We start from the raw sequence: 236 nt of genomic DNA, 5'->3' as shown, positions 1-236 counted from the left end.
CGGCGCGATTGCCGGCGACCTCTCCACGGTCGAAGAAATGTACGCATTGCAGGAACTGGTAAAGTCGCTCAGTTCCGAGAACCTCGACTGTCGCCAGGATGGGACGGCACTTGATCCGTCGCTCGGCCGCGCAAGCTACATCTTCAACCCGACCATTCAGGGCATCGAAGAAGCCGACGCGCTGTTGATCATCGGCGCCAACCCGCGCTTCGAAGCGGCCGTTCTCAACGCCCGCA

At 61.4% G+C, this 236-nt stretch carries 1 protein-coding gene; it reads left to right on the top strand.

Features of this window, described 5'->3' with window-relative positions:
* The coding region (locus SB764_RS44535) for a molybdopterin-dependent oxidoreductase (protein WP_410867380.1) at positions 1-236 on the top strand (236 nt) is incomplete at both ends.

It is taken from the genome of Paraburkholderia sp. SIMBA_027 (assembly GCF_046535315.1).
In the GTDB taxonomy this organism is placed as follows: Bacteria; Pseudomonadota; Gammaproteobacteria; order Burkholderiales; family Burkholderiaceae; genus Paraburkholderia; species Paraburkholderia tropica.
Note: the sequence above shows the minus strand (reverse complement) of the source record. Positions and strands in the feature narration are given on the sequence as shown.